The organism is Pseudomonas sp. SIMBA_067, assembly GCF_046534675.1.
Lineage (GTDB): Bacteria > Pseudomonadota > Gammaproteobacteria > Pseudomonadales > Pseudomonadaceae > Aquipseudomonas > Aquipseudomonas putida.
On record NZ_JAWRYH010001348.1, the window covers coordinates 1 to 236 of the forward strand.

The 236-nt window shown below is 60.6% G+C and carries 1 pseudogene; it reads left to right on the forward strand.

The annotated features are described in order from the left end of the window. Positions 1 to 236 (forward strand): annotated as a pseudogene (locus tag SB765_RS33735) (MFS transporter); the annotation flags it as partial.

A 236-nucleotide genomic window follows, 5' to 3' on the forward strand; every position in this document is an offset into this window, starting at 1 on the left:
CCGTGGATGGCGAAAATCGGCGTCTTACTGGCGGGGGCCGGGTTTTCGCTGGTGTTCCCGGCATTGGGTGTAGTGGCGGTAAAAGCGGTTCCGCAGCAAAATCAGGGGGCGGCGCTGGCAACTTACACCGTATTTATGGATTTATCGCTTGGCGTGACTGGACCACTGGCTGGGCTGGTGATGAGCTGGGCGGGCGTACCGGTGATTTATCTGGCGGCGGCGGGACTGGTCGCAAT